Genomic DNA, 20856 nt, shown 5'->3' with positions numbered 1-20856 from the left:
GCTCCCTTAACGACGCTTGCGATCCACGATCCAGATCACCACCGCAATAACGGTGCCGATGGCCATGCCTATAACTGTTCCCGCAGACGGTTGATCCATAGCAATGCCAATTATGGCACCGATTAAAAGCCCAAAGGCAATGAAGATGCCGCCGGCAAGGCGGGGCGGGCTGTTTTCTGTTTCCGACATATTGCCCCTTTGCCACCAACTGTAACGCCCAAGCAAGCGCGATGTTTAAGGTCAGGACCTAACTGTCATCCAATGACAGTAAGGAGGCATTGCCGCCTGCGCTTGTCGTATCGGTGCTTGTCGTACGTTCTGCGCAGAAACGATACAGATAATGCGGCCCGCCGGCCTTGGGACCTGTGCCGGACAGACCCTCGCCACCAAATGGCTGGCTGCCAACGACTGCGCCAATCATGGATCGGTTGATATACAGGTTGCCGACGCGCACCAATTGTTCGACCAATAGGCTGCTGCCTGCAATACGGCTGTGTAGTCCCATGGTTAAGCCAAAACCCTTATCGTTAACTTGGGCAATGGTTGCTTCCAACCTGCCCGCTTTCCAGGTTGCCACATGAACCAATGGACCGAAAAATTCCCGGTTTAACGCGCTTATATCGTCTAATTGGATGACTGTCGGTGGCACGAACAGGCCATTTTTTGGAACAGCTGTTTCGTGGATGATCCGGTCTTTCACGCTGGCACGATATGCCATCAATTCATCATATGCCGCCTGATCAATCACCGGACCAATATCCGTGGCCGGATCCGCAGGGTCGCCCACTTGGAGCACATCCATCGCCCCGCGCAGCATTTCCAGCGTATGCTCCGCAATATCTTCTTGCAGCAGCAACAATCGCAAGGCCGAACAACGTTGGCCAGCGGATTGAAAGCCCGACACGATAACATCGCGCACAACTTGTTCGGACAAGGCCGTTGAATCGACAATCATCGCGTTCAATCCGCCCGTTTCAGCGATCAAAGGCACCAAGGGCCGGTCATCGTCGGCCAGCAAATTGCGCGCAATCGCCTTTGCGGTCGGCACGGATCCGGTAAACACCACGCCCGCTATGCGGGTATCCGCAGTAAGCGCCGCGCCCACATCGCCTGCGCCCGTGACAATCTGCAACGCGCCCTTTGGCACGCCAGCCTTATGGGCCAATGCCACCGCGAACATGCCGATTGCGGGCGTTTGCGGGGCGGGTTTAGCTACCACCGTATTGCCAGCAACCAACGCGGCCGCGACCTGACCAAGGAAAATGGCGAGTGGGAAATTCCACGGGGCAATCGCAATCCACACGCCCCGGCCCTCATGGCGCAGGACATTGCGTTCACCTGTTGGCCCCGGCAATTCCATCGGGATCAAGTCGGAGCGTGCGCGCGCGGCGTAATAGCGACAAAAATCAATTGCCTCACGGACTTCGGAAAGCGCGTCGGGTATCGTTTTGCGCGCCTCTTGCACCGCAATGGCCATCAACTGGCTGCAGTTTTCCTCCAATAAATCTGCAAGCCGATCCAGGCAATCGGCGCGGGCCTCAACGGAGGTTCCGGACCATTCAGGATAAGCCGCAAGCGCGACTGTCACAGCCTCTGCCGCACCAACGCGCGCATCATCCTGCAAGTTCAATGGCTTTGCGATTTCGGCAGCGGTTTCTTGCAATATAACGGCGTCATCCAGATCAAGGCCGCTGCTGTTCAGCCGCTCTGGCTGATAAAGATCCGCCGGCGCGGCAATTGCGGGATGGCGCGTGCCACCAACCGACATGATTTTTTCCACCGGATCCGCCAGCAATTCGTCTTCGCTGATCGATTGATCCGCCAATTGATGTACAAAGCTGCTGTTCGCGCCATTTTCCAACAAGCGGCGGACAAGATAGGCCAACAAGTCGCGGTGTCCGCCAACCGGCGCATATGTGCGGCAATTATAGCCGTCCTCGCGCACAAGGCGGTCAAACAGCCCCTCCCCCATACCGTGAAGCCGCTGAAATTCAAAATCGCGCTGCTTGTCGGTCCATTGGAGGATAGTCGCGACCGTTAAGGCATTGTGCGTCGCGAATGCCGGACGGATATTGGGTGCGGTGAGCATATCCTTAGCGCAAGCAAGATAGGACACATCGGTTGCAGCCTTGCGCGTGAACAATGGAAAGTCACTCAGGCCGCGCTCCTGCGCATGTTTGATTTCGCTGTCCCAATAAGCGCCCTTTACCAAGCGCACTTGCAGGATGCGCGATGTGTCGCGACCCAGGGCATCGGCCCAGGCGAGAACGGGACGGGCCCGTTTGGAATAAGCTTGCACCGCCATACCAAGCCCATCCCAGCCCGATAAGGCCGGATCACGCGCGACCCTTTCAATGATGTCGAGGCTCATCTCCAGCCGTGCAGCCTCCTCGGCATCGATCGTCAATTGGACACCCAATGACGCCGCAGAACGCGCCAGTTCGCGGACCATAGCGGCCAGTTCCGGCACGCAATTAGCGCTTTGCGCGGTTTCGTAGCGCGGGTGGAGGGCGGATAATTTGACCGAAACGCTATGCCCACGAGCGGGGTTGCGGCCCACAGCATCGACCGCGGCGGCATAGGATTGAAAATAGCGTTCGGCATCCGATTTGGTCCGCGCCGCCTCGCCCAGCATGTCGAAGCTCGCGGTAAAGCCGCGATTGTCTTTCGTCTCCATGCGCTTCATCGCTTCGTCAATGTCTCGGCCCATGACAAAGACTTGACCCATTAATCGCATTGCCGCGCCCACTGCCTGACGGACAAAAGGTTCGCCTGCTTTTGCAATCAGGCGTTTCAATGTGCTCGTGCTGTCGCCCAGAACGGCCTTACCAAGCACTAAGCCCCAAGTGGCGCTGTTGACCAGCATGCTGGAGGATTGCCCCTTGTGATCGCTCCAATCGGCGTCTGTCAGCTTGTCTGCTATCAATAAATCCGCCGTCTGCGGGTCGGGCACCCGCAAAAACGCCTCGGCCAGCGATAGTAACGCCGTGCCCTCTTCGGTGCCAAGCCGGTATTGCTGCAAAAACGAGTTTACCCAGCCATCGGCCTGCGCGTCCCGCAAATCATCGAGCAGGCTGCGCGCGCTGCGTACAATATCGCCCCGCATTGCCCCATCGACCGTGGCAGATACGACCAGTGGTGCCAGCACTTCTGGTTCTGACTTCCGATGATATGGCCGGATGGACGCGCGCGCGGATTCGAGAGATGCATTCATGCGGGTGCCTTGCCGGATAAAGCCAGAACAGACAAGTTTCAGTTGTAACGAAAAAGCCGGAGGCATTACTGCCCCCGGCTTATGATTCGCTTTAGCAAGAGGCTGCGTCAGCAGCCTAAAGCATTACGCCGCAGCTTTTTGCTTCTTGGCGATTTCTTTTTTAACTTTGCGCGCATTGGTCGAAAGTTTCTCGTCCGAAGTCTTCAACAACCAATTGTCGAGACCACCAACATGCTCAACCGAACGCAGACCGTGGGTCGAAACGCGGAACTTGTAGCCTTGCTCAAGTGCGTCCGACAACAACGTGACATTCTGCAGATTTGGCAGGAATGTGCGCTTTGTCTTGTTGTTGGCGTGGCTCACATTGTTGCCGACCAGACGGCCTTTACCGGTGAGTTCGCAGATGCGCGCCATGATATATGTCCTGTATAAAATAAGTGTATGCGGAATCACTGACCCGCGAAAGTCGCTGCCCCTAACCCTCCACGCCGAAAAGGTCAAGCCGATGTGTGGCCAAAAGCGGGAAACTGCGCTAGCAAAATGCTATGTCCCTGACCAAAGCCCGCGAAATGATGCATGAAGCGCTCAATCTGGCGCGGACGGCGGCCGTGCAAGGCGAAGTGCCCGTTGGCGCGATCGTCGTCAAGGACGGGGTCATTATCGGGCGCGGTGCCAACCGCCCGATGGAAAGCCATGACCCCACCGCGCATGCCGAAATCATCGCCATTCGAGAGGCAGCAGCGTTTCTAGGCAATGACCGCCTGACCGGATGCGATCTTTGGGTAACGCTGGAGCCCTGTGCGATGTGTGCAGGCGCAATTGCCCATGCCCGCATCGCGCGCCTTTATTATGGCGCTGACGATGCCAAAGGCGGCGCTGTGGCGCATGGCCCCCGTTTATTTGAACAATCGACCCTGCACCACAGGCCGGAGGTATATGCCGGTATCGCCGCAGAGGAATCTGCCGCCTTGCTCAAAAATTTCTTTGCCGAGCGCCGTTAACGCAGGTTTTCGTCAATAAATGCCAGCGTTCGAGCCCAAGACAGATCTGCCCCCGCTACTTGTCTAATTGGCTGGCTTCATGCCTATTTCCTTAATGGACGAAACGGGCAACGACGTCACGATAGGACCGGCTGACTTTTACCTGAGCGCCCGATTCCAGCACCAAAAAGCATTCGCCATTGGTATGGGGTTTCACTTGGCGTACCTGATCCAAATTGACAATCGTTGAACGATGCACACGTTGGAAGGTGCGGGGATCGAGCCGTTTTTCTAGATCTTTCATAGTCTCGCGCAGGATCAGCGAGTTGTCGGCGGTGTAAATACACATATAATCACCCGCCGCATCAATGCGTTCAATGCTCGCAACCTCGACGCGGAAAATCTGGCCGCGATCCTTGACGTTAATTAGCTTTTCAAAGCGGGTGGATGCCAAATCATCCTCCACGGAACCCAAATTGTCCGCCGCATCTGGCGCAACTTCGTTGATGACGGTACGCAGCCGGTCGAGTTCTTCCGATGCCCGCTTTTCGGACAGCCGGCTCCGCACGCGGTCCATTGTATCGGCAAGCCGCTCCGGCTCCACTGGTTTCATCAAATAATCGATAGCCTGCGCCTCAAATGCCTTAATGGCATGTTCGGAATAAGCGGTCACAAAAACGAACAAAGGCGGGTCAATGTCCATCACGCCTTGCACAACCGAAAAGCCGTCAAATCCCGGCATTTGAATATCGAGGAAGACCAAGTCCGGCTTTAATGTCTTGATCTTGCGAATGGCCTCACGCCCATTGTGGCAAGTGGCCACAATTTCGATATCATCAAAAGGTTGAAGGCGTAGTTCGAGACCTTGAATAGCCAGCTTTTCATCGTCGACCAATATTGTACGAATACTCATGCGGATATTTTTCCTTGCTGTTGCGCCCCCGCTTGATTGTCTTCCCCTGCGATAATCCGGCTTTGATAAGGTATTTCCAACAACACCTCAAATCCTCCGTCAGCTTTGACATAATGTTCAAAGCGTTGGTCCTCGCCATAAGCTTGCGACAAACGCTCCCGCGTGTTCGCCATGCCAACACCTGTAGAGAGGCTTTGGTCTTGCTGCCCCGGCTGCAAGCCCGGGCCGGTATCCGAAACGATGATCCGCACCCTTTGGCCGACAAGTTGCGCGGTCACAGAAATATCGGCGCCCTCTTCTTTGGGCGTCACTGCGTATTTGATCGCATTTTCCACCAAAGGCTGAAGCAACAAAGATGGAACCAAAGCGTTTTCGACCGAGGATTCGATGGTGAAATATGTCCGCAACCGTTCTTCAAACCGCATTTTTTCAATATCGAGATACAATTTTAATGTCTCAATTTCCTGTGTCAGCGGTACTTTTGCAGCCGCTTCGTTGATCAGCGTAAAGCGCAGGAAAGACGATAGCCGTGAAAGCATGGCATTAGCTTGTTCCGTCTGTTTCAACAGAACTAAAGTCGAAATGCTATTCAATGTATTGAAAAGGAAATGGGGGTTTAGCTGATAACGCAGCATCGTAAGTTGCGCGCTGGTCGCTTGTGCCTCCAGCCGCATCATCTGGTCCGCTTGCTCTTCTGCGCGGACAAAATAATTGATTGCGTAATATAATGCGGACCACGCCGCGAGCAGCACCGAGTTAATGTAAATCGCGGCCAGCCATAACTGCGCAAAGGGCGTTTCATCGACGCCATCACGAATGGTTTGCAGCACCCAGACGTCCAAATAGGCATAGCCAAGCGTCGCGAGCGACACAGACACGAAGGTCAGGCTCCATGTGATAACCGGCCGTTGATCAATCAAGAACCGGTATATCACCGACAAAAGCAGCGTGATCGAATAGCCCGTCACCGCAGAAATCAGGATTGGCACCAAGAAGCTGACAGGCTGCCCCTGCGCGATGCCGGATGCGGCGCGCAATATGACCGCGCCTGCCCAACCGGCCGAGTGCAAGTTCCAAAAAGCGCGGTTCTTGTCCGCAAAGAAAGGTTTATCTGTAAGCTCTAATACCGCCATATTTTTGGTCTAGCCGTATTTCGCGCGCGCATGAAGCCCTTGTTTCGTGTGCCAACAATGTTAAGCATCATAGCGGAGAGGATAGGCCAATGGACAACCACGAAGATCGCGCCAATTTTCATGATATGGCACAAAGCACGCAAGAGGATTGGCAGATCATCATGCGGCACAATATCCCGTTTTCGCAAGATGGCGGACGCCGGATTTTGGACCATCTGAAATTGCTTGATGGAGATTTTGGCGGCTTTGCCGTCGACCGGCTGACGCATTCCTTACAAACCGCGACGCGCGCACATCGCGATGGCCGGGATGAGGAATATGTGGTGATGGCGTTGTTGCACGATATTGGTGATACGCTGGGCGCCGCCAACCATCCTGACATTGCTGCGGCCATATTGAAACCGTTCGTGTCGGAAAAAATTCTTTGGATTGTGCAGAATCATGGCATTTTTCAGGGGCATAATTTCTTCCACCATCTGGGCCTTGACCGCGACATGCGCGAGCAGTTTCGTGGGCATGAGTGGTTTGCCGATACCGAAGAGTTTATCGACAAATATGACTGCCCATCCTTTGATCCGAATTATGACACGCTCCCGCTCTCATTTTTCGAACCGATGGTGATGAAGCTTTTCCGCAGCCCGCTGAATAGCATCTACAAGCGCGCGGCAGAGGCAGTCGCTTAAACGCTGCGAAAGCCCCTACGCCAACCCCGTCGCCCCAGCGCAGGCTGGGGCCCATTACGTGCCTCAGTCTTGCACGATAGGCGCGATAGGCTCCAGCCTCCGCTGGAGCGACAAAGTTTTTTGATTAGGTGCTTTGCGTTAACGCCCTAGCAATACGCGTGCCTGCCCCGCGACTTGTGCCAACATGGCGGGGGTCGGCGCACCTGCCATACGGGCACGGTCAACCATCGCCTTGAATGCCCGCACACGCACGGCGTTTGTCGCCAGCCAGTCTTGCGTATCCTCAAGCGGTTTCTTCGCAGCCCGACGCCGCAAAAAGTCAAGACGCATGGTTTGGAAGTCGCGTGCCAATCCGGCGACCAACAACCGCTCCCACGGATCCTGCGGGTCAACCTGCATGGCGGTTCCCTGTGCCCAGCTTAAACCCAGCGCCTCACCTAGCGCGGTGAAGGCCCGCGTTAGCGCGGTTACATCGCCCTTTTGCGTGGATGAAAGCGCCGCCAGACCGATAGCGCCGTCCAACTGCGCCAATTGCACCAGACGGTCCGCAATTTTGCGTGGCGCGCCATTTTCGGTCAACCGCGCGCCAAAGCGTTCGGTCTGAAGCCGGACGTCATGGGGCACAAGCCCGTCCAATGCCGCCGTTAGCTTTTGCACCACTGGCGCGTACACCGCCGTCGCGGCCGCGACATCTCGACCTTCATGGGCATTGCGGATGATATCGGCCATTTGCGCGCGCACTTCTAGGGCTGCTTGATTGAATAGCATCAGCCGCGTCGATTCCGACATCGCTGTTGTATCCATCGCATGCCACAAAGCCGGCAGATCATAAATGCTCTCAGCTATGGCAAAGGCCGCCGCAACATCGCCAAGACTGCAGCCTTCTTCCTCCGCCAATTCAAATGGGTGCAACATGCCCAGCCGGTTGATCATGCGGTTGGCCAATTTTGTGGCAATGATTTCCTTGCGCAGCCGGTGTGCCAAAATCGCCGATTTATGCGATTTGACCATCGCGTTCGGGAATGCCGCCAGAAGCTCACCGTCCATCGACCGGTCCTGCGCCAAAGGTGCTTCCTCAACCCCATCCTGCGCTGCAAGCTTCGCTGTGGAGAGCAATATCGCCAATTCAGGCCGCGTGAGTCCGCGCCCTTCGCTGGCACGCCGGAACAGTTCCTCATTGGGCGCAAGGCCCTCGACCACACGGTCCAATCGACCAGCACCTTCAAAAATCTCGATAAGCCGCACATAGGCTGGCAAATCCCCTGCGCCGCCGGTTTCCGCGATCGACAAGGCCAGCGTCTGCAGACGGTTATCCTCCAACACCAAATGCGCCACAGCGTCGGTCATCTCCGCCAGCAGGACATTACGGGCGGGCTCCTTCAACTTGCCTGCACGCATCTGCGCATTCAGGGCGATTTTGATGTTCACTTCATTGTCGGAACAATCGACACCTGCGCTGTTGTCAATGAAGTCTGTATTGATGCGGCCACCGCGCAAGGCAAAGCCAATGCGCCCCGCCTGCGTCACGCCAAGGTTTGCACCCTCGCCAATGACTTGGGCCTGCACGTCTGCGCCGTTGACACGAATGAAATCATTGCCGGGGTCGCCGACGTCCAAATGGCTTTCGCTCCGGTCCTTGATATAAGTCCCTATGCCGCCGAACCACATCAATTGGACCGGCGCTTTTAATATCGCGGTCATCAGTGCAGATGGTTCAATTTCCTTCGCATCAATGCCAAGCAAGCTTCTGATTTCAGATGTTGTTTTGATGATTTTATCCGTACGGGCAAACACGCCGCCGCCCTTTGAAATCAGCTTCGCATCATAATCGAGCCAGCTGGAACGCGGCAGGTTGAACAAACGTTGACGTTCTTTCCAGCTGGTCGCGGGGTCGGGATTGGGATCGAGGAAGATGTGACGATGGTCGAACGCAGCAACAATCTTCAGCGTCTTTGAAAGCAACATGCCATTGCCGAAAACGTCGCCCGACATGTCGCCAACGCCCGCAACCGTGACCGGTTCCTTTTGGACGTCAATGCCCATTTCGGCAAAATGGCGCTGCACTGATAGCCAGCCGCCCTTTGCGGTGATGCCCATCGCCTTATGGTCATAACCAACCGAACCACCGCTCGCAAACGCATCACCAAGCCAGAAATTGCGCTCCAGCGCGATGGCGTTCGCAGTGTCGGAAAATGTCGCCGTGCCCTTGTCAGCCGCGACAACGAAATAGGGGTCCTCACCGTCGTGAATGACAACATTATCGGGATGCACGATCCGGTCATTCACGATGTTATCAGTGATCGACAGCAACGTCCGGATGAAGATTTTATACGCCTCTGTGCCTTCGGCAAACCATGCATCCCGGTCAATCCGCATATCGGGCAGGCGCTTGGGGTAGAAGCCGCCTTTGGCACCTGTCGGAACGATTACCGCATTTTTAACGCGTTGCGCCTTCATCAGGCCCAAAACCTCGGTCCGGAAGTCATCGCGTCGGTCGGACCAGCGCAGGCCACCACGCGCGACAGGTCCGGCACGTAAGTGAATGCCCTCCACGCGGGGTGAATAGACGAACACCTCCCGCCACGGCAAAGGCGCAGGCAGGCCGGGGACTTTCGCGCAATCCAGTTTGAATGCCAATGCTTCCCCCGCCGCTGCGGAAAACGCGTTTGTACGCAACGTTGCAAGGACCACCGCCAAAAACCTGCGCAATATGCGATCTTCGTCAATCGCCGAAACCGCCGCCAAATCTAAGGTAATCGCCTTTTCAAATTTGACGGCTTCCTTGTCCCGATTTCCGTCATTTGCGGGATTATGCAAGGCATCGAACAAGGCAATGATGGACCGCGTCACATTGGCGTTTTTGGCCAAGGCTGACACCACTGTTGGCATGCCATAAGTCACGCCCGTTTGACGCAAATAGCGGTAATATGCGCGCAACCAGATGACCGATTGCGGCGCGAGCCCGCCAATGGTGACGAGTTGGTTGAACACATCATTTTCAAAACTGCCATCCAATACTTGGCTCAACGCAGCTTCAACGACCTGCCGCTTTTCTAACAAGGCTGCAATATTGCCGCCACGCAGGGCCAGATGAAAATCATGGATATAATGACCATCCGCCAATGCAGTCGGCGATTCCTCCAGAACATCAAAACCGAAATTCTCGAGCGCGGGCACGACATCGCTCAACGGTAAAGCACCGCCATAACTGTAGATTTTCAGCCGAAGTTTGCCATCTTCCTCGAACAATCGCGTAATCTTACTATGGTCACGCTCCATGGCGAGCAAACCAATCATATCCCGCGCAGCTTCATCAGTCGAATAACTACTGCGGTAATTGGCTGGGAAGCCAGCACCGTAGCGCACAAGCATGGCAGCCGCACGCTTTTCATCGGTCAGTTGCGCCAATGCCGCCTCAACTGCGGGCTCCCACCCACGGACCATCAGCTCAAGCTTTGCATCCAGGCTGGCTTCGTCCACTTTCTGTGCGCGGTCTGGCAAATCTAGCGTATATCGCAGCAAGGCTACGCCGCCGTCTTCCAAACCGATGGTCCAGCCCAGTAAGGAACCGCCGGTGGCATCCATCAGCATCGCCTGAATCTGCTTACGGATGCCCGTCGATACGTCATCGCGTGGCAACCATACAAAGATATACAAATGACGCCCCAGTGGCGACCGGAGCGCAATCAGTTTCGGCCGCGGTCGGTCGGTCAGCGACATGGCGGTCAGCGTAACGCGTTCCAGATCATCGAGCGTGAGCGCCACCAAAAGATCATGCGGTAGCGCCGTGAGCGCGTGGGCCATCGCCTTGCCCGCATGCCCCGATGACTCAAAGCCATAACGCGCCATCAGCGTCGCCAGATGCGTTCTAAGCACAGGTATGGCTTCCGGAGCAGTGGCAAGCGCCGCACTGGTCCAAAGCCCTGCAGAGACAGATAAACCCGTTACCCTATCGCCCGTTTTTACCGGAATGACGATCAGGTCCAATTGCACATTGCGGTGCACCGTTGAAACACGGTTGGATTTCAGCACCAAAGGCGCAACGCCCCCTGTTTCAAACCAGTTTATGGCAAGGCTGACGCTATCTTCCGAAAGCACAAGTGCGTCGCTGACCCGCGACAATCCCAAGCGGCTGGCACGTGTGCCATCGCTGCTGATCCGTTCATGCGCCAAAATCGTCATGTTGTTCTGATGGAACCAGCGGATAAGCGCGGTGCCTTCGCTATCCGGCAGACTGTCAGCGTCTGCGGACAAAGCCGAAAGCATGTCTTGCCAATCGGTCACCGCACCGCGAACATCAGCGAGAACAGCCGCCAAATGCGCCTCAAGCAGACGGCGCTCCTTGGCATCGACGCGCGCTGTTTCGAGGTAAATGAAAGATTCGCGCGGCAACCCATCGCGCCGTTTCCGGCTGATGGATGAAAGCATATTAGCGTCATCACGGGCTACACTCATTACTGGGTGAATGATGCGATTCACAGATATGCCGTAGGCGGCGACTGCCGCTGAGACCGAATCCACCAAAAAGGGCATGTCGTCATTGTTCAGCGATATGCGCATCATCAAGCGACCATGTGCATCGGTAAAGCTATCCAGTGCAATGGCCGCACTGCCCGCCTTGCGATGCAGGCCGGTTTCGATGGTGAAGCGCGCGGCATCCTCCGCCGCTTTGCTATCGAAACCTTCATTTTCGCCCGGCAAAGCACTCTCGGCAAAGGCCGAGACCATATCCTTCAAAAGGGTTTTGTCGATTTTTCCGCTATTTTTAACAAGTTTGGCGGCTGCCATGAAATGATCTCCCGAGCGCGCAAGCATCTGGTTATGTGCCATCTTCAACGACAAAGTGCGTTGTAATTTTATTACAAGACTTATGGCGTGCTTCTCACGTTTAAACAAGTCACGTCTGTAACTTGTTGCGACAGCAACTGCTCCTGTGTAGCGTCATGCGAAACAAAGCATATTCGGAGGGTTGCGTGGATAAACGGCTTACATTGTGGATACTGGCAGGAATGATCTTGGGCGTGGCAGTCGGCTACGCAGTCCATGTTAATTTCGCGCAGGACAGCACGCAGTTTGCGTATATAACAAAGACGTTCAAACTCCTTTCTGATATATTTCTGAACCTAATCAAATTGTTGGTTGCACCCCTTATTCTGTCAACCATCGTCGTTGGCATAGCGCATATGGGCGATAGCTCTGCGCTCGGTCGCATCGGTTTCCGCGCCATTACATGGTTTATCATCGCCAGCTTCATCTCGATCGGCCTTGGCTTGTTGATGGTGAACTTTTTTCAACCAGGAATCGGTGCGCCAGTTGACATGGTCGCCAATGCGGCATCAACGATTGGCGAGGTCAAGAAGCTAGACTTTTGGGAATTCATTCTTTCGATTTTCCCCAAAAACGCTTTTGAAGCGATGGCGACCAATAACATCTTGCAGATTTTGGTGTTCTCTTTGTTCGCAGGCATTGCGCTTTCGGCCTTAGGTGAAAAGGGCGCGCCTTTGGTGCGGGGCGCAGAGTCTCTTGCCGAAATGATGCTGCAGATCACGCATTATGTCATGCGTTATGCGCCTGTTGCCGTTTTCGGTGCCTTAGCCGCCGTAGTTTCAAAAAGCGGCCTCGCAATTCTTGCAACCTATTTGGAATTGGTGACGGAGTTTTATTTGTCGCTGGCGTTATTGTGGACCATTCTCTTATCCATCGGCGCGATCTTTCTAGGTCGACGGATTTGGACGCTCATCCGTTACATTCGCGAACCAATGCTCATCGCTTTCTCGACCGCATCCAGCGAAGCGGCCCTGCCAAAATTGTTTGAACAGCTAGATCGTTTTGGTGTCCCACGCCGTATTTCGGGCTTCATGCTGCCATTAGGCTACAGCTTCAACCTAGATGGTTCGATGATGTATATGAGCTTCGCGACCATCTTTATCGCGCAAGCTTATGGCATTGACCTATCCATCGGCACGCAGATCCTTATCCTGCTTACCCTTATGATTTCCTCCAAGGGCGTGGCCGCTGTACCGCGGGCTTCGTTGGTGGTCATCACGGGTACATTGGCGATGTTCGACCTGCCGGTCGAGGGCGTCGCGCTGATCCTGGCGATTGACCAATTCCTCGATATGGGCCGCACCGCAACGAACGTTGTTGGCAATGCAGTTGCAACGTCTGTCATCACCAAATGGGAGGGGATGCTTGAGGTGGAGCAGCCGGAATATACCGAAGCACCCCATGCCCCTGCGCATACAGCAGCAGGTGGAAAGGCCGGCCTCGATCTCGCTGAGAACAAGGTAGCCAAAAAGCCTTCGAGCAAAGTTTAGGTAGTGTTTTTGTATCCAACCAAGGTGCCTTTGGCACCTTGGTTGTCGAGCTTGAATTCCATATTCTTATGCTCTTTGCGCCAGCGCCACGCCACAACACGCTCGCCGGGCCGTGCGGCGTCATCCATCAGCACCTTGCCGCCGGGACGGATAAGCTGGAACAGGCTTGCAGCCGCACCGCGCACATGTGGATGGATAGCCCAAGGCGGGCCATCCACGATAAGCAAGTCGATCTCTTTGGGAACATCAGACAGTTGATACCAGTGCCCCGGCCAGCCAGATGGCGGCGCGCCTAATGGGGCGTGCCGGATGTCTGCGTCCATATCATTGTCATGGACCCAGTCTTGAGTCGTTTCCACGAACGCAGCATGTTGGTCAAAGCTGACAATTTTTCCGCCACCAAAAAGCTGCAATGCGCGGGCAGCGACAAAAGTGGAAGCCCCGCAGCCAAGTTCAACAACCTGTGCCGGACGCATTTCTTCGATTGTTGATACTATATGCCACAAAAAATGAGTGTCGGCTTTCCAACTGCCCAAATTAGGTAAGGAATCCAGCGGTAGGCCGAGATAGGCAAGCAGATCAGCCTTGTCTTTTTTGCGCCCGCCATCGAGGCTACGCAGCAACCAAGGCCATTGAATGGCGCCATAGGCCATGACCATGAAACGATCGCCCAACGACAGTTTAAGGTCCAAATCATGGAGAGGCATATACGCCGTCGTTTCGCGTGTTGTCATCTCGCCCCAAGACCCGTGAAGCGGACAACAGTCAATCAAAGAGTGACCGGCTTATCTGATTATCTCCTCTCATGGCGCGACGCCCCGTTTACAAGGCGCGTCGAACGCATGTTTCAAGGCTTTGACAATACCGAAAAACATCCCATAACATTTTGCAGGAAGAGGAGATATTCATGGACAATGGCCAAGCTGCAACGGCTGCAAAACCTTCGATCACAAATCCCAAATTGCTGTTGTGGATATTGATGATTGTCTATGTATTGAACTTCCTCGACCGACAGATTGTCAACATTTTGGCTGAACCAATCAGCAGGGATCTCAACCTTTCAGATACCCAAATTGGCTTGCTTACGGGCCTTGCCTTTGCGCTTTTCTATACATTGTTGGGCATCCCCATCGCGCGTTATGCAGATAACAGCAGCACCAACCGCGTTGGCCTGATTTCGATATCCTTAGCGGTCTGGTCCGCCATGACGGCCTTATGCGGGTTGGCGCAGAATTTCGCACAACTCGCACTCGCCCGTGTGGGCGTTGGCGTAGGTGAAGCTGGCTGCACACCTGCCGCCCACTCGCTCATTACCGACAGCGTTCCGGCGGAAAAAAGATCATCGGCCATTGCTTTTTACGGCCTTGGCATTCCGATTGGCAGCTTGTTAGGCCTTGTTATCGGCGGCGCATTGAACGACATATATGGCTGGCGCGTGGCCTTCATGGCCGTCGCTATTCCTGGTTTGATATTGGCCGCTTTTCTGCCCTTCATATTGCGCGAGCCACGCAAGGCTGAGGCCGCCGCGCGCGCATTATCAGGCGAAAAGGCACGTGACGTTCTTTCCACCAAGGACGCGCTCAAAGAAGTGTTTAGCTCGCGCGCTTTTGTGCTGCTGGCCATTGCGGCATCGTTCACGGCATTTCTGTCCTACGGCAAAAGCGTTTGGGCGGTCATCTTATTCATCCGCTCACATGGCCTGAGCCCTGGCGAAACCGGCCTTTTGCTGGGCCTTGTCTTGGGTGTGGCAGGTATGGCCGGCACATGGCTCGGCGGCATGATGGCCGACAAGTTCGGCAAGATTGATAAACGTCATTTGTTGACCACCCCAGCCTTGGGCATGGTCATTGCCACCCCCATTTTATTCTTGGGCTATTTCGCCACCGACTGGCGCGTGGCGATTATCTTATTATTTGTGCCATCGGCATTGAACGCGGCTTATTACGGCCCGACTTATGCTTGTGTGCAAGGCTTGGTAAAGCCGGAGGCCCGCGCCGTCGCCGCCGCCTTCATGCTGTTCGCGCAAAACCTGATCGGTCTTGGTCTTGGACCATTGTTGTTCGGCATGATGTCAGACGCGTTCAAACCGCTTGCAGGCGATGAAAGCGTCCGATGGGTGCTCTATGGCGCCGCGTGGCTTGGCCTCATCCCCGCCTTCTTCTTCTGGCGCGCGAGCTTGCGGCTGAAGGCCGAACTCAAAACAGGTTAATCGGCAAAGGGATCGCGCACCAAGATCGTATCCTCGCGCTGCGGCGATGTGGATACCAAGGCAACGGGCGTTTCGATCAATTCCTGCACACGCGTGATATATTTGATCGCTTGTGCCGGAAGGTCGGCCCAGCTGCGCGCGCCGGCGGTTGTTTCCTGCCAACCCGGCATTTCTTCGTAGATGGGTTCCACGGCGGCTTGCTCTGCCGCATGCGCGGGCAGATAATCATAGACCTTGCCGTTCAAACGATACCCAGTGCAGATCTTGATCGTGTCAAAGCCGTCAAGCACATCGAGCTTGGTCAGCGCAATGCCGGTCACGCCGGACACGGCGCAGCTTTGGCGCACGATGACGGCGTCAAACCATCCACAGCGGCGTTTGCGTCCCGTTACGGTGCCAAATTCATGGCCGCGTTCGCCCAATCTTTGGCCGGTTTCATCCTCAAGCTCGGTCGGGAAAGGCCCTGACCCAACCCGCGTGGTGTAAGCCTTGACGATACCCAAGACAAAGCCCGCCGCACTTGGCCCAAGGCCGGAACCGGAGGCGGCTGTACCTGAGACCGTGTTGGACGAGGTTACGAATGGATAAGTGCCATGATCAACGTCGAGCAATACGCCCTGCGCACCTTCAAACAAGATCCGCGCGCCTGCCTTGCGGACATTGTTCAAACGCTTCCACACTGGCTGCGCATATTCGAGGACGAAGGGTGCGATTTCTTTCAGATCAGATATCAAGCGCGCACGATCAACCGGCGGCTCGCCAAATCCGGCGCGCAAGGCATCATGATGCGCGCAGAGGCGGTCAAGCTGCGCATCCAATGCATCAAGATGCGCCAGATCACACACACGGATTGCACGGCGGCCCACCTTGTCTTCATAGGCAGGGCCAATGCCGCGGCCTGTGGTGCCGATTTTGCCTGAACCCGCCGCAGCTTCACGCAAACCATCCAAGTCGCGATGAATCGGCAAGATCAAGGCGCAGTTATCGGCCAACGCAAAATTTTCAGTCGTAATACTAACGCCCTGCCCGCGCAGCTTCGCCATTTCGTCGCGCAACGCCCATGGGTCAAGAACCACACCATTGCCGATAATCGACAAAGTGCCCGTGACAATGCCCGACGGCAGCAACGATAATTTATAGACATTGTCGCCAACGACCAATGTGTGACCAGCATTATGCCCGCCTTGAAAGCGGACGACGGCGTCGGCGCGTTCCGCCAGCCAGTCGACAATCTTGCCTTTACCTTCGTCGCCCCATTGTGCGCCAATTACGGTTACATTCGCCATCAGATATTCCCTGTCAAAGCCAGATAGCTCTGGGGCCTTTTTCTGCGCAGGAGGTTTTTCCTGCGAAGGGATTCGCCGTAGGCTCCGTTATGATTATGCGAGGCTGGCGTCCACCCAAAAGCTACGTACGAGACGATTTCAGACGGGAACGGCTTGTCCGTTTACCCAAATATGGGTGCAGCCCAGCACAGCGGCGCTGTCATTTTCATCCAATGCCGCTACTGTCACCCAACCCTCATGGCGCAGTTTTGCGCCCGTCGCTGCATCGGTGCCAAGTGGCAAGAAGAGCCGCCGGACGATGCTTTCGTCCGCCAGATCAATCAATGGGTCGGGGTACAGCGAGAAGCCAGTTGCCGGTTCCGGTGGCCCATCGGCACGGTCAATATAATAAGTCCCACCGCGCCCAAGTGCCGCACTGTAACCCTTGGCAAAAATCGTGAAGCCGAACCAGCTTTGATATTCAAAGCCATGCCGCTCGGTGGGGTCAAGCGTCACATTGGCACGGCCCGCAACGGTGCTGGCAATGGCTTCCAAGGCACGAATGCGCGATGCCAACGCCCCGCCAGCATCAATCGCGCGCAATTTTTCCACCGCTTCGGCAAATGGGCCGGTCGCCGCCAGCAAAGGCAAATAGGCGTCGGCACCCAGCGCGCTAAGCCCGCCTGCATCCTTCATATCCAGCTCGGACCGAACGGCATCAATCTTGTCCGCCGCCAAAGGCAGCGCCTTTTCCGCCAGCTGTTCCACAAGATCAGGTAAGGTGAAGTCGATGGTGATGTCTTTAACACCCGCCGCCTCAAGCGCATCAATGGCCACGCCAACAATTTCGCATGCGGCCGCAACGCTGTCATTGCCGACCAATTCTGCGCCCAATTGGGTCAATTCTCGTTCAGGGCGTAATTGCTTGGCGCGCAGTCGCAACACTTGTCCATGATAGGCCAAACGCAGTGGTCGCGGCGCGTCCTTTAGGCGTGTCGTCGCAATCCGTCCGACCTGCACAGTGATATCACCGCGTAGCGCCAGCGTATGGCCCGACACAGGGTCGGTGAAGCGCAAATGCTGATTACGGTTGGCATCGCCACTATGCTTAGCAAGCACCGATTCAAATTCCGCCATCGCCGGTGCGACGCGCGCATAGCCATAGCTTGCCAGCACGTCGATCATCGCCCGTGATACCCGCGCCGCAACCTCCGCTTGGGGAGGAAGGCGGTCGCGATACCCTTCGGGCAGCAAATCAGGTGGAATATTCATGCGCACTCTTTACGCGAAAACTTCTCGCGGGGAAGCCCCGCTTAAAACTTCAGCGCCTTCACGGTTTTTACGCCGGGAAGCGTACCAAGCTGTTTCAGGACAGATTCAGGAATCGCCGCGTCCATTGAAAGCAACAAGACGGCCTCACCACCGGCACTGCGACGGCCCAGATGGAATGTGCCGATGTTCAATCCGGCCTCACCTAAGGTCGTGCCAACACGGCCGATAAAGCCGGGCGCATCTTCATTGACGATATAGAGCATATTGCCTTCAAGTTCCGCCTCAAGGCTGATGCCGAAAATCTCGACAAGCCGCGCTTCGCTATTGGCAAACAATGTACCTGCAACCGAACGTGGGCCTTGGGCAGTATTGACCGTCACGCGCACCAATGTGTGATAAGCGCCTGTCTTATCATGGCGGACTTCGCGAATGTCGAAACCGCGCTCTTTCGCCAAGAACGGGGCGTTAACCATATTCACCGCATCGGAAAAACGTCGCATGAAGCCAGCGAGAACCGCAGCAGTAATCGGCTTGATGTTCAGCTCTGCCGCAGCGCCTTCAACCTCAATCGCGATATTGTCGAGATTGTCATGCGCCAATTGGCCAACAAGCGAACCCAATTTTTGCGCAAGGGTCGTATATGGCTTCAGCTTCGGCGCTTCTTCCGCGGAGAGGCTTGGCATATTCAGCGCATTGGTAACGCCGCCATTCACCAAATAATCCGCCATTTGTTCGGCAACCTGCAGCGCGACATTCACCTGTGCCTCATTGGTCGAGGCGCCCAGATGCGGCGTGCAGATGAAGTTTGGCGTACCGAACAAGGGCGATTCCTTCGCTGGCTCGGTCGCAAAAACGTCCAAAGCAGCCCCGGCGACTTGGCCGCTGTCCAACGCCTCTTTCAGCGCCTCTTCGTCGATCAACCCACCCCGTGCACAGTTGATGATGCGGACACCTTTTTTGGTCTTTGCAAGATTTTCTCTCGATAGGACGTTACGCGTCTGATCGGTTAGCGGCGTGTGCAAGGTGATAAAATCTGCCTTGGCGAGCAACGTATCCAAATCGGCTTTTTCAACGCCCATCTCAATCGCACGATCGGCGGTGAGGAAGGGGTCAAAGGCCACGACTTTCATCCGCAACCCAAGCGCGCGACTCGCGACAATCGATCCGATATTGCCCGCGCCGATCAAGCCAAGCGTCTTGCCGGTAACTTCAACGCCCATGAAATCGTTTTTCGGCCAGTGCCCAGCTTGCGTTTGCGCATTCGCCTCTGGCAATTGACGCGCAAGCGCGAACATCAAGGCGATGGCATGTTCGGCCGTGGTGATGGAATTGCCAAAAGGCGTGTTCATGACGACAACACCCTTGGCCGAGGCATTCGGGATATCGACATTGTCCACGCCAATGCCGGCGCGGCCAATAACCTTCAGGTTCGTCGCGGCGTCCAAAATCTGTTTCGTCACCTTTGTCGACGAACGGATGGCAAGGCCATCATAATCGCCAATGATCGCAGCCAGTTCATCAGGCGTTTTGTCGGTGATGACATCCACATCACAACCGCGTTCAGCGAAAATCTTGGCGGCGTTGGGATCCATTTTGTCGGAAATAAGTACGCGTGGTTTGGTCATTGTTTTATCCTTTTGGGTCCTCGCCCTAGCGAAGGCTGGTGCCTATCTCGCCTGTCCATGACAAACGAGAGACGTGATGGGCGCCAGCCTGTGCTGGCGCGACGGTGTTATGGTTTTGCGCTGTGGTAAGCCCAATCGAGCCAAGGCCCGAGCGCCTGAATATCTGCGGTGTCCACGGTTGCGCCGCACCAAATGCGCAGGCCCGGTGGCGCGTCGCGATATCCGGCGATGTCATAGGCGGCATCCTCTGCCTCAAGCAAAGATACCATTTTCTTGATCATCGCTTCGTCCGCACCCTTTACCGTCAAACAAACCGAAGTTTTCGACCGGATAGCAGGGTCAGTAGCCAGAAATCCAAGATAGTCGCTTGCCGCAACGATATCGCCAAGCGCCGCCGCATTGGCGTTGCTGCGTGCCATCAGGCCCTGCAATCCACCAACGGTCTTTGCCCACTCCAGCGCAAATATCACGTCCTCAACGGCGAGCATTGACGGCGTGTTGATCGTCTCCCCCTTGAAGATACCTTCGGCGAGCGCGCCTTTGGACATCAAACGGAACACTTTTGGCAGTGGCCAAGCTGGAGTGTAGCTTTCCAACCGCGCAACAGCACGCGGCCCTAGAATAAGCACGCCATGCGCGCCTTCGCCGCCTAACACCTTCTGCCAGCTAAATGTTGTTACATCGAGCTTGTCCCAAGGCATATCATAAGCAAATACCGCTGATGTGGCGTCGTTGAAGGTCAGGCCTTCGCGGTCATCGGCGATCCAATCACCATTGGGAACGCGCGCGCCAGAGGTTGTGCCATTCCATGTGAAGACCACATCATGGGTAAAATCGACCGCGCTCAAATCCGGAATTTCGCCATAAGGCGCGTTCATGACATTGGCGCTCAGCTTCAACTGCTTGTTTACATCCGTGACCCAGCCTTCGCCGAAGCTTTCCCACGCCATCATCGTGACGGGGCGCGCGCCGAGCATGGTCCACATCGCCATTTCAATCGCGCCAGTGTCGGAACCGGGGACAATGCCAATGCGATGGGTATCAGGAACCTGAAGCACTTCGCGCATCAAATCGATGGCCAACTGCAGGCGTGATTTACCGATTTTCGCGCGATGCGATCGGCCAAGCGATTCGGTTTGAAGTTTTTCGGGGCTCCAGCCTGGCGGTTTCGCACAAGGACCGGATGAAAAAAATGGACGCGCCGCTTTAACGGCGGGGGGTACTATAGTCATGTAAGCTTCTCCT

General features: G+C 55.5%; 15 protein-coding genes. 4 read left to right on the top strand and 11 right to left on the bottom strand.

What is annotated here, in order from left to right:
* Nucleotides 1-6: 6 nt before the first annotated feature.
* The 3 genes from ACILP4_RS02205 to rpmB form a co-directional block, all read right to left on the bottom strand.
* A complete protein-coding gene (locus ACILP4_RS02205) occupies nucleotides 7-189 on the bottom strand; it encodes a hypothetical protein (protein ID WP_395619118.1) in 183 nt (60 codons plus the stop codon).
* A 58-nt stretch (nucleotides 190-247) separates the two neighbouring features.
* Nucleotides 248-3214, bottom strand: a complete 2967-nt coding sequence (locus ACILP4_RS02200) for an L-glutamate gamma-semialdehyde dehydrogenase (protein ID WP_395619117.1) — start codon at nucleotides 3212-3214, stop codon at nucleotides 248-250.
* 123 nt (nucleotides 3215-3337) lie between these two features.
* The gene (gene rpmB / locus ACILP4_RS02195; RefSeq protein ID WP_125230549.1) at nucleotides 3338-3628 is read right to left on the bottom strand and encodes a 50S ribosomal protein L28; all 291 of its coding nucleotides are present in this window, start codon (nucleotides 3626-3628) and stop codon (nucleotides 3338-3340) included.
* A gap of 131 nt (nucleotides 3629-3759) precedes the next feature.
* Here rpmB and tadA point away from each other — a divergent pair, with 131 nt between their 5' ends.
* Nucleotides 3760-4215, top strand: coding sequence for a tRNA adenosine(34) deaminase TadA (gene tadA, locus ACILP4_RS02190; protein WP_395619116.1), 456 nt, complete (start codon nucleotides 3760-3762; stop codon nucleotides 4213-4215).
* A gap of 91 nt (nucleotides 4216-4306) precedes the next feature.
* On the opposite strand, the gene ACILP4_RS02185 is transcribed toward tadA, so the two are convergent.
* Nucleotides 4307-5107 (bottom strand): LytR/AlgR family response regulator transcription factor, encoded by an 801-nt coding sequence (locus tag ACILP4_RS02185; protein WP_395619115.1) that lies wholly within the window; start codon nucleotides 5105-5107, stop codon nucleotides 4307-4309.
* On the bottom strand, nucleotides 5104-6240 hold the full coding sequence (locus ACILP4_RS02180) for a sensor histidine kinase (protein ID WP_395619114.1): 1137 nt from the start codon (nucleotides 6238-6240) through the stop codon (nucleotides 5104-5106). The genes ACILP4_RS02185 and ACILP4_RS02180 overlap by 4 nt, the downstream gene beginning before the upstream one ends.
* Nucleotides 6241-6329: 89 nt before the next feature.
* On the opposite strand from ACILP4_RS02180, the gene ACILP4_RS02175 reads away from it, so the two are divergent.
* Entirely contained in the window at nucleotides 6330-6923 is a 594-nt protein-coding gene (locus tag ACILP4_RS02175; protein ID WP_395619113.1) for an HD domain-containing protein, read from the top strand.
* A 138-nt stretch (nucleotides 6924-7061) separates the two neighbouring features.
* Here ACILP4_RS02175 and ACILP4_RS02170 read toward each other — a convergent pair whose 3' ends face one another.
* Nucleotides 7062-11711, bottom strand: a complete 4650-nt coding sequence (locus ACILP4_RS02170) for an NAD-glutamate dehydrogenase (protein WP_395619112.1) — start codon at nucleotides 11709-11711, stop codon at nucleotides 7062-7064.
* Nucleotides 11712-11896: 185 nt separating this feature from the next.
* Between ACILP4_RS02170 and ACILP4_RS02165 the strand changes: the two genes are divergently transcribed.
* Complete coding sequence (locus ACILP4_RS02165) at nucleotides 11897-13240, top strand: dicarboxylate/amino acid:cation symporter (RefSeq protein ID WP_395619111.1); 1344 nt, start codon at nucleotides 11897-11899, stop codon at nucleotides 13238-13240.
* Here the strand turns inward: ACILP4_RS02165 and ACILP4_RS02160 are convergent.
* Complete coding sequence (locus tag ACILP4_RS02160; RefSeq protein ID WP_395619110.1) at nucleotides 13237-13974, bottom strand: class I SAM-dependent methyltransferase; 738 nt, start codon at nucleotides 13972-13974, stop codon at nucleotides 13237-13239. The two genes, ACILP4_RS02165 and ACILP4_RS02160, sit on opposite strands and share 4 nt — an antisense overlap.
* 173 nt (nucleotides 13975-14147) lie before the next feature.
* Here ACILP4_RS02160 and ACILP4_RS02155 point away from each other — a divergent pair, with 173 nt between their 5' ends.
* Nucleotides 14148-15449, top strand: coding sequence for a spinster family MFS transporter (locus tag ACILP4_RS02155; RefSeq protein ID WP_395619109.1), 1302 nt, complete (start codon nucleotides 14148-14150; stop codon nucleotides 15447-15449).
* Here the strand turns inward: ACILP4_RS02155 and ACILP4_RS02150 are convergent.
* The 4 genes from ACILP4_RS02150 to ACILP4_RS02135 all read right to left on the bottom strand — a co-directional run bounded on the left by ACILP4_RS02150 (nucleotide 15446) and on the right by ACILP4_RS02135 (nucleotide 20843).
* A complete protein-coding gene (locus tag ACILP4_RS02150) occupies nucleotides 15446-16735 on the bottom strand; it encodes an adenylosuccinate synthase (RefSeq protein ID WP_395619108.1) in 1290 nt (429 codons plus the stop codon). The two genes, ACILP4_RS02155 and ACILP4_RS02150, sit on opposite strands and share 4 nt — an antisense overlap.
* A 138-nt stretch (nucleotides 16736-16873) precedes the next feature.
* The gene (locus ACILP4_RS02145) at nucleotides 16874-17986 is read right to left on the bottom strand and encodes an ATP phosphoribosyltransferase regulatory subunit (RefSeq protein WP_395619107.1); all 1113 of its coding nucleotides are present in this window, start codon (nucleotides 17984-17986) and stop codon (nucleotides 16874-16876) included.
* A gap of 41 nt (nucleotides 17987-18027) precedes the next feature.
* Nucleotides 18028-19611, bottom strand: a complete 1584-nt coding sequence (gene serA / locus ACILP4_RS02140) for a phosphoglycerate dehydrogenase (RefSeq protein WP_395619106.1) — start codon at nucleotides 19609-19611, stop codon at nucleotides 18028-18030.
* A gap of 107 nt (nucleotides 19612-19718) precedes the next feature.
* Nucleotides 19719-20843, bottom strand: a complete 1125-nt coding sequence (locus ACILP4_RS02135; RefSeq protein ID WP_395619105.1) for a phosphoserine transaminase — start codon at nucleotides 20841-20843, stop codon at nucleotides 19719-19721.
* Between the last annotated feature and the right edge of the window lie 13 nt (nucleotides 20844-20856).

This window comes from Sphingorhabdus sp., assembly GCF_044239045.1.
In the GTDB taxonomy this organism is placed as follows: domain Bacteria; phylum Pseudomonadota; class Alphaproteobacteria; order Sphingomonadales; family Sphingomonadaceae; genus Sphingorhabdus_B.
This window is presented reverse-complemented; position numbering and strand designations above follow the sequence as displayed.

Excerpts from the sequence above, each read along its gene's own strand:
- ACILP4_RS02205 (WP_395619118.1), bottom strand. The coding sequence starts at position 189 with ATGTCGGAAACAGAAAACAGCCCGCCCCGCCTTGCCGGCGGCATCTTC.
- ACILP4_RS02200 (WP_395619117.1), bottom strand. The coding sequence starts at position 3,214 with ATGAATGCATCTCTCGAATCCGCGCGCGCGTCCATCCGGCCATATCAT.
- rpmB (WP_125230549.1), bottom strand. The coding sequence starts at position 3,628 with ATGGCGCGCATCTGCGAACTCACCGGTAAAGGCCGTCTGGTCGGCAAC.
- tadA (WP_395619116.1), top strand. The coding sequence starts at position 3,760 with ATGTCCCTGACCAAAGCCCGCGAAATGATGCATGAAGCGCTCAATCTG.
- ACILP4_RS02185 (WP_395619115.1), bottom strand. The coding sequence starts at position 5,107 with ATGAGTATTCGTACAATATTGGTCGACGATGAAAAGCTGGCTATTCAA.
- ACILP4_RS02180 (WP_395619114.1), bottom strand. The coding sequence starts at position 6,240 with ATGGCGGTATTAGAGCTTACAGATAAACCTTTCTTTGCGGACAAGAAC.
- ACILP4_RS02175 (WP_395619113.1), top strand. The coding sequence starts at position 6,330 with ATGGACAACCACGAAGATCGCGCCAATTTTCATGATATGGCACAAAGC.
- ACILP4_RS02170 (WP_395619112.1), bottom strand. The coding sequence starts at position 11,711 with ATGGCAGCCGCCAAACTTGTTAAAAATAGCGGAAAAATCGACAAAACC.
- ACILP4_RS02160 (WP_395619110.1), bottom strand. The coding sequence starts at position 13,974 with ATGACAACACGCGAAACGACGGCGTATATGCCTCTCCATGATTTGGAC.
- ACILP4_RS02155 (WP_395619109.1), top strand. The coding sequence starts at position 14,148 with ATGGACAATGGCCAAGCTGCAACGGCTGCAAAACCTTCGATCACAAAT.
- ACILP4_RS02150 (WP_395619108.1), bottom strand. The coding sequence starts at position 16,735 with ATGGCGAATGTAACCGTAATTGGCGCACAATGGGGCGACGAAGGTAAA.
- ACILP4_RS02145 (WP_395619107.1), bottom strand. The coding sequence starts at position 17,986 with ATGAATATTCCACCTGATTTGCTGCCCGAAGGGTATCGCGACCGCCTT.
- serA (WP_395619106.1), bottom strand. The coding sequence starts at position 19,611 with ATGACCAAACCACGCGTACTTATTTCCGACAAAATGGATCCCAACGCC.
- ACILP4_RS02135 (WP_395619105.1), bottom strand. The coding sequence starts at position 20,843 with ATGACTATAGTACCCCCCGCCGTTAAAGCGGCGCGTCCATTTTTTTCA.